This window comes from Pelomonas sp. KK5 (assembly GCF_001984095.1).
In the GTDB taxonomy this organism is placed as follows: Bacteria; Pseudomonadota; Gammaproteobacteria; order Burkholderiales; family Burkholderiaceae_C; genus KK5.
This window is the reverse complement of the sequence record NZ_LYVQ01000299.1, coordinates 1-6,583: the sequence shown is the minus strand read 5'-3', so window position 1 is coordinate 6,583 and position 6,583 is coordinate 1. Positions and strand designations below refer to the sequence as shown.

The window sequence follows — 6,583 nt, the reverse complement described above, 5'->3', positions numbered from 1 at the left end:
GCACTTCGGCGACGACGCCGCCGCCCGCGCACTGGCCCGCTACTGCAACGAGGAAGGCGCCAAGGCCGTGCAGGCGCACCCGAAGCGATTCGGCCTGTTCGCCAGCCTGCCGCTGCCCGACGTGGACGGAGCGCTGAAGGAACTCGACCACGCCTTCGACACGCTGGGCGCCGACGGCGTCGTGCTGGAGAGCAACTTCAACGGCGTCTACCTCGGCGACCGCCGGCTCGACCCGGTCTTCGAGCAGCTGAACCGCCGCGGAGCGAAGGTCTTCATCCACCCGACCAACCCCGATTGCCCCTGCTGCCAGGGCAAGGTGCCAGGCCAGGATGCGGCTTCGCTGCCGCCGATCGGCTACCCCTTCCCGATGATCGAGTTCATGTTCGAGACGACCCGCGCCGTCTTCAACCTGATCCTCTCCGGCACGCTGGCCCGCTTCCCGAAGCTGAAGATCATCGTGCCGCACGCGGGCGCCACGATCCCGGTGCTGGCCGACCGCGTCGCCGGCCTCTCGCCCGCGCTGGGCCTGCCCGAGAAACTGGACACCGCCCGCTTCTACGACACGCTGCGCGGCCTGTACTACGACCTGGCCGGCTTCCCGCTGCCGCGCCAGATCCTGCCGCTGCTGGAGATCGCCGACCCGGCCCGCATCCTCTACGGCAGCGACTGGCCCTACACGCCCGAGCCGCTGGTGGCGGCGCTGGCCGCGAAGCTCGACGCCAGCCCGCAGTTCAGCGAGCGGCTGCGCCAGGACGTGATGCGCAACAACGCGCTCGCCCTGTTCCCGCAGTTCGCATAACGACAAAGCCCGACGGAGACAAACCATGAGCCCTCATCACCCTCGCTGGCGCTGCGCCTGCTGCCCGCCCGTGTCCTCATCGACTCGCCGCGGCCTGCTGCTGGGCGGCGCCGCCCTCGCCGCCTCCGCGGCCCTGCCCGGCCTCGCGGCGCCCGGCCGCACCCGCTCGATCGACGTGCACCACCACTTCGAGCCCACCCACAGGAACGTGGACGGCAACAGCTGGTCGATCGACATGGCCGTCGAGCAGCTGGACCAGAACGGCATCGACACCGCCATCGCCTATGCCGGCCCGGTGCTCGACGTGGACCCCGCCGCCGCGCGCGGGAAGGCCCGCGAGTGGAACGAATGGAGCACGCAGCACTGCCTCGACCACCCGGGCCGCTTCGGCCTCTTCGCCTCGCTGCCGATGAACGACGTGGACGGCACGCTGGCCGAGATCGCCTACGCGCTGGACGTGCTGGAGGCCGACGGCTTCGGCCTCTCCACCCAGTACCAGGCGGCCTGGCTGGGCGACCCGAAGTTCGAACCGGTCTTCCAGGAACTGCACCGGCGCAAGGCGGTCGTCTTCGTCCATCCCGCGCAGGCGCCCTGCTGCACGCCGGACACGCTGAGCTATGAGCGTGGCCCGATCTCCGCGCCCTGGATCGAGTTCCCGACCAACACCGCCCGCACGATCCTGAGCCTGTGGGCCGCGAAGACCACGCGCCGGCTGCCCGACGTGAAGTTCATCTTCTGCCACGGCGGCGGCGTGACGGCCGCGCTGCTCGGCCGCTTCGAGGGCTTCGCCGGCTGGCGCGGCGTCGGCGCCGCGGCGATGAAGGACTTCTTCCCCGACGGGCCCTATGCCGAGTTCGCCAAGCTGTATTTCGAATGCGCCCAGGCCTACTCGCCCGAGGTCTTCGAGATGCTGCGCAAGGTGGTGCCGCCGACGCACCTGCTGTTCGGCAGCGACTACAGCTACTTCTACCTCTCGCATGCGGCGAAGCAGTTCGCCGCGCTGGAGATGCCCGACGCGCTGCGCCAGGGCATCCGCGGGAACAACGCCGCCGCCCTCTTCCCGCGCTGGCAGCGCCCAGTCTGAATTCACCGTTAGCAGGACATCACCATGAAGCTTCTCCGCCACGGCCCGATCGGGGCCGAACGCCCCGGCGCGCTCGACGACACCGGCCAGGCCCGCGACCTCTCGCTGCTGGTCCCCGATTTCACGCCCGACTGGATGGCGCCCGACAAGCTGCGCGCGCTCGCCGCCATCGACCTGCGCCGGATGCCGCTGGTGCCCGCCGGCACGCGGCTCGGCACGCCGGTGGCCGGCACGCGGCAGTTCGTCGCGATCGGGCTCAACTACCGCAAGCACGCGCTGGAATCGGGGCTGGAGATCCCGAAGGAGCCGGTCGTCTTCACCAAGGCGATCACCTCGCTGGCCGGGCCGAACGACGATGTGCTGCTGCCCGAGGGCTCCACCGCCGGCGACTGGGAGATCGAGCTGGGCTTCGTCATCGGCACGACGGCCCGCAACGTGCCGGTCCACCAGGCGCTGAAGCACGTGGCCGGCTACTGCCTGGCCAACGACGTGTCCGAGCGCGACTGGCAGATCAAGCGCAACGGCCAGTGGGGCAAGGGCAAGAGCTTCGACGGCTTCGGGCCGATCGGCCCCTGGCTGGTGACGGCGGACGAGCTGCCGGACCCGCAGGCGATCCCGCTGGAGCTGGCCGTCAACGGCGTGATGAAGCAGTGCAGCAGCACGGCGGACATGATCTTCCCGGTGGCGGAGATCGTGTCCTACCTGAGCCAGTTCATGACGCTGCTGCCGGGCGATGTCGTGATCACCGGCACGCCCGAGGGCGTGGGCCTGGGCGTCAAGCCTAACCCTGAGTTCCTGCGGCGCGGCGATGTGATGACGCTGAGCGCCGGGCCGCTCGGCACGCAGCGGCAGCAGGTGCTGTGATGCTGGCCGCCCACTCGGTCGACGAGTTCGTCTTCAGCGTGCCGGACCTGGCCGCGGCGCGGCACTTCTACGAGAGCTTCGGGCTCGATGTGCATGAGGTCGAAGGCGGCCTCGCGCTGCACACGCATGGCCATCCGCACCGCTGGGCGCGCGTGCTGCGCCGCGACGGGCCGAAGCGCCTGCTGTGGCTGAGCTTCGGCCTCCACGCCTCGGACCTGCCACGCTTCGAGCAGCACCTGCGGGAACGCGAGGTGAAGCGCATCGCGGCGCCGGCCGGCGCCGACGCCGGCGGCTTCTGGATCGAGGGCCCGGACGGCCTGCCGCTGCAGCTGCGCGTCGCCACCAAGTGCTCGCCCTCGCATCCCGCGCCGCGCGAATTCCCGCCGGCCAACGGCAACGCCGGCCGCTCGCCGGGCCGCAGCGTGCTGCCGAAGGTGCGGCCGCTCTACCTCTCGCACATCCTGCTGTTCAGCGCCGACGTCGAGGCCGCCACGCGCTTCTACGAAGACGTCCTCGGCCTGCGCCTGTCCGACGGCTCCGCGCCGGTGATCGCCTTCCTGCACACGCCGCACGGCAGCGACCACCACCTGATCGCGCTGGCGAAGTCCGGCGGCCCCGGACTGCACCACAGCAGCTGGTGCGTGCCCTCGCTGGACGCGGTGGGCCTGGGCGGCCAGCAGATGGCGGACGCCGGCTATGCGCAAGGCTGGGGTGTGGGCCGCCACGTGCTCGGCTCCAACTACTTCCGCTATGTACGCGACCCCTGGGGCAGCTATGCCGAGTACTCGTTCGACATCGATTTCGTCGAGGCTGGCAAGACCTGGCCCTCGGCGGACCACCCGGCCGGCGACTCGCTCTACGCCTGGGGGCCGGACCTGCCTGAAGACTTCGTGACCAACCACGAACCCGGCTGACCCCACAACAACGAAGGAGACAAGATGAACAAGACCCTGATGGCGGCCACGCTGGCCGCCCTGCCCCTGGCTGCGTCCGCGCAGAGCGTGAGCCTCTACGGCATCCTCGACGTCTCGGTGCAGGCGATGCGCTTCGGCGCCGCCGGCGCGCATCCGTCCACCCACCTGACCGCGCTCACCAGCGACACCTCGCGCGTCGGCCTGCGCGGCAGCGAGGACCTGGGCGGCGGCCTGCGCGCCTACTTCAAGATCGAGCACGGCCTGCAGGCCGACAACGGCACGCAAACGAGCGCGACGGCCTTCTGGAACCGCGAGTCCTACGTGGGCCTGTCGGACGCGACGCTGGGCGCGGTGCAGCTCGGCAGCCAGTTCACGCAGGGGCTGTGGCTGTCGCTGAAGACCGACCCGTTCATGCGCTTCGGCGTGGGCGGCCAGTACACGCTGCTGCAGGGCCTGCGCGGCTACCAGAACCGCTTCGACAACACGGTGCAGCTCATCACGCCGAACCTCAGCGGCGTGCAGGGGCGGCTGCTGGTCTCGGCGGGCGAAGGCGCAGTGACCGGCGCCAGCTACTCGGGCAGCCTCGACTACACGCAGGGCCCGCTGATGATCGGCGCGGTGCTGGACCAGGTGAAGGCCACCGCCGCCTCGCTGGGCCTGAAGGGCGACCCGCGCACCAGCCGCACGCTGTCGCTGGCCGGCACCTACGACCTCAAGGTCGCCAAGCTCGCCGGCTGGTTGCAGAGCAACCGCGTGGACAGCCTGCCGAACGTCAGCGGCTACATGCTCGCCGCCACCGTGCCGGTCGGCCCCACCGGCGAGATCCGAGCGTCCTTCGCCCATCGCAGCACCGGCAGCGCGAATGCCGATGCCTCGCTGGCCGCCATCGGCTACGCTTGGCTGGCCTCCAAACGCACCCAGCTCTACGCCACCGTGGCCCGGCTCGACAACAAGGGCGGCAATGCCGCCTTCCGCATGGGCCCGGCCACGGCCGAGCAGGCCGCTGCCGGCCTGCCCTTCGCCGGACAGGACACGAGCGGCCTGCAGCTGGGCATCCGCCACTACTTCTGAGCCAGGGCCACGCCGATGCTGACCGTCCACCATCTCTCCACCTCGCAGTCCGAACGAGTCGTCTGGCTCTGCGAGGAACTGGGCCTTGCCTACACGCTGAAGCGCTACGAGCGCGACCCGGTGACGCGGCTGGCGCCGCCGGAGCTGAAGGCCCTGCACCCGATGGGCGGCGCGCCGCTGATCGAGGAGGACGGCCTGCTGCTGGCCGAGAGCGGCGCGATCGTCGACTACCTGATGGCCAGGCACGGCGGCGGCCGGCTGGCGCTGGCGCCGGACCATCCGGACTACGCGAACTATCTCTACTGGTTCCACTTCGCCAACGGCAACCTGCAGCCGACGCTGGGGCGGCTGATGGTGCTGCAGCGGGTGAAGCCGGCCGAGGGCGATCCGACGCTGGCCGGCGCGAAGGCGCGGGTCGAGCGGGTGCTGGACCTGGTCGACGCGCGGCTGGGCGAGGCGCCGTACCTCGCGGGCGCCGAGTTCACGGCGGCCGACATCATGAGCGTGTTCTCGCTGACGAAGATGCGGCTGTTCGTCGACTTCGAGCTGGGCCAGCGCGCGAACATCCACGCCTGGCTGAAGCGCATCGGCGAGCGGCCGGCCTTCCAGGCGGCGATGGCAAAAGCCGATCCCGGTCTCGCCTGACTGACTAACGGTGATGTTCGACTGACTCGCCGTGCTTGCGCGCGTGCCACAGCGAGGCCGCGAACACGCCCATGCCCGCCAGCGACAGCAGCGCCCCGACCCAGCCGGTCGAGGTCCAGCCCAGGCCGCCGGCGATTGCCACGCCGCCCAGCCAGGCGCCCAGCGCGTTGGCGATATTGAAGGCCGAATGATTCAGCGCCGCGGCCAGCGTCTGCGCGTCGCCGGCCACGTCCATCAGCCGGATCTGCAACGCCGGGCCGACCGCGACGATCGTGCCCAGCAGGAACACCGACAGCGCCGCCGTCGCCGGGTGATGGGCGGTGAACACCAGCGTGCCGAGCACCAGCGCGCTCCAGGCCAGCACGCCGCCGATCGTGCGCATCAGCGAACGGTCCGCGAGGCGGGCGCCGAGCACATTGCCGGCCACCATGCCGGCGCCGAACAGCGCCAGCACCAGCGGCACCGCGCCGACGGACAGGCCCGCCACCTCGGTGAGGATCGGCTTCACGTAGCTGAACACGGCGAACATGCCGCCGAAGCCGATCGCGCCGATGCCCAGCGTCAGCCAGACCTGGGCGCGGGCCAGCGCGCCAAGCTCGCGCCAGGGGCTCGCGCCGGGCGCGGCCTTCATGTCGGGCACCCAGCGGTAGACCAGCGCCGCGGCCAGCACCGCGATCGCGCCGACCAGCAGGAAGGCCGAGCGCCAGCCCCAGTGCTGGCCCAGCCAGGCCGCCAGCGGCACGCCGACCAGCGTGGCCGAGGTCAGGCCCAGCATCACCATGCCGACGGCGCTGGCGCGGCGGTCGGGCGGGGCCAGCGCCGCAGCCACCAGCGCGCTGACGCCGAAGTAGGTGCCGTGCGGCAGGCCGGTCATCAGCCGCAGCAGGTTCAGCGAGAGGTAGCCGGGCGCCATCGCGCTGGCCACGTTGCCGAGCGCGAACAGCGCCATCAGCGCGATCAGCAGCGTGCGGCGCGACCAGCCGGCCGTGGCCACCGCCAGCACCGGCGCACCGACGACGACGCCCAGCGCGTAGGCGCTGATCACATGGCCGGCCTCGGGGATCGAGACGCCCAGGTCGCGCGCCACCTCGGGCAGCAGGCCCATGATGACGAACTCGCCGGTGCCGATCGCGAAGCCGCCGACGCCCAGCGCCATCGCCGCCGGCCAGAACAGCTCCCGCTGGCGGCGCCGGCGGGCGGCGAAGG

The 6,583-nt window shown here is 71.4% G+C and carries 7 protein-coding genes; 6 read left to right on the top strand and 1 reads right to left on the bottom strand.

Annotated elements, in window-relative coordinates:
* The 6 genes from B0W88_RS28635 to B0W88_RS28610 all read left to right on the top strand — a co-directional run.
* Nucleotides 1-799, top strand: a 799-nt coding sequence (locus B0W88_RS28635) for an amidohydrolase family protein (protein ID WP_077037956.1), incomplete at its 5' end; no start/stop codon positions are given.
* A 70-nt stretch (nucleotides 800-869) separates the two neighbouring features.
* The gene (locus B0W88_RS28630) at nucleotides 870-1,883 is read left to right on the top strand and encodes an amidohydrolase family protein (RefSeq protein ID WP_077037955.1); all 1,014 of its coding nucleotides are present in this window, start codon (nucleotides 870-872) and stop codon (nucleotides 1,881-1,883) included.
* 24 nt (nucleotides 1,884-1,907) lie between these two features.
* On the top strand, nucleotides 1,908-2,747 hold the full coding sequence (locus B0W88_RS28625) for a fumarylacetoacetate hydrolase family protein (RefSeq protein ID WP_077037954.1): 840 nt from the start codon (nucleotides 1,908-1,910) through the stop codon (nucleotides 2,745-2,747).
* A complete protein-coding gene (locus B0W88_RS28620) occupies nucleotides 2,747-3,661 on the top strand; it encodes a VOC family protein (RefSeq protein ID WP_077037953.1) in 915 nt (304 codons plus the stop codon). The genes B0W88_RS28625 and B0W88_RS28620 overlap by 1 nt, the downstream gene beginning before the upstream one ends.
* 24 nt (nucleotides 3,662-3,685) lie before the next feature.
* Nucleotides 3,686-4,732: a porin gene (locus tag B0W88_RS28615; RefSeq protein WP_077037952.1), complete on the top strand. Its 1,047-nt coding sequence runs from the start codon at nucleotides 3,686-3,688 to the stop codon at nucleotides 4,730-4,732.
* Nucleotides 4,733-4,747: 15 nt separating this feature from the next.
* Nucleotides 4,748-5,377 carry a glutathione S-transferase family protein gene (locus B0W88_RS28610; RefSeq protein WP_077037951.1) on the top strand — a complete coding sequence of 210 codons (630 nt, stop codon included), beginning with the start codon at nucleotides 4,748-4,750 and terminating at the stop codon, nucleotides 5,375-5,377.
* Between the two features lie 4 nt (nucleotides 5,378-5,381).
* On the opposite strand, the gene B0W88_RS28605 is transcribed toward B0W88_RS28610, so the two are convergent.
* Nucleotides 5,382-6,551, bottom strand: a complete 1,170-nt coding sequence (locus tag B0W88_RS28605) for an MFS transporter (protein ID WP_077037957.1) — start codon at nucleotides 6,549-6,551, stop codon at nucleotides 5,382-5,384.
* Nucleotides 6,552-6,583 lie beyond the last annotated feature (32 nt).

Excerpts from the sequence above, each read along its gene's own strand:
- B0W88_RS28615 (WP_077037952.1), top strand. The coding sequence starts at position 3,686 with ATGAACAAGACCCTGATGGCGGCCACGCTGGCCGCCCTGCCCCTGGCT.
- B0W88_RS28610 (WP_077037951.1), top strand. The coding sequence starts at position 4,748 with ATGCTGACCGTCCACCATCTCTCCACCTCGCAGTCCGAACGAGTCGTC.
- B0W88_RS28620 (WP_077037953.1), top strand. The coding sequence starts at position 2,747 with ATGCTGGCCGCCCACTCGGTCGACGAGTTCGTCTTCAGCGTGCCGGAC.
- B0W88_RS28625 (WP_077037954.1), top strand. The coding sequence starts at position 1,908 with ATGAAGCTTCTCCGCCACGGCCCGATCGGGGCCGAACGCCCCGGCGCG.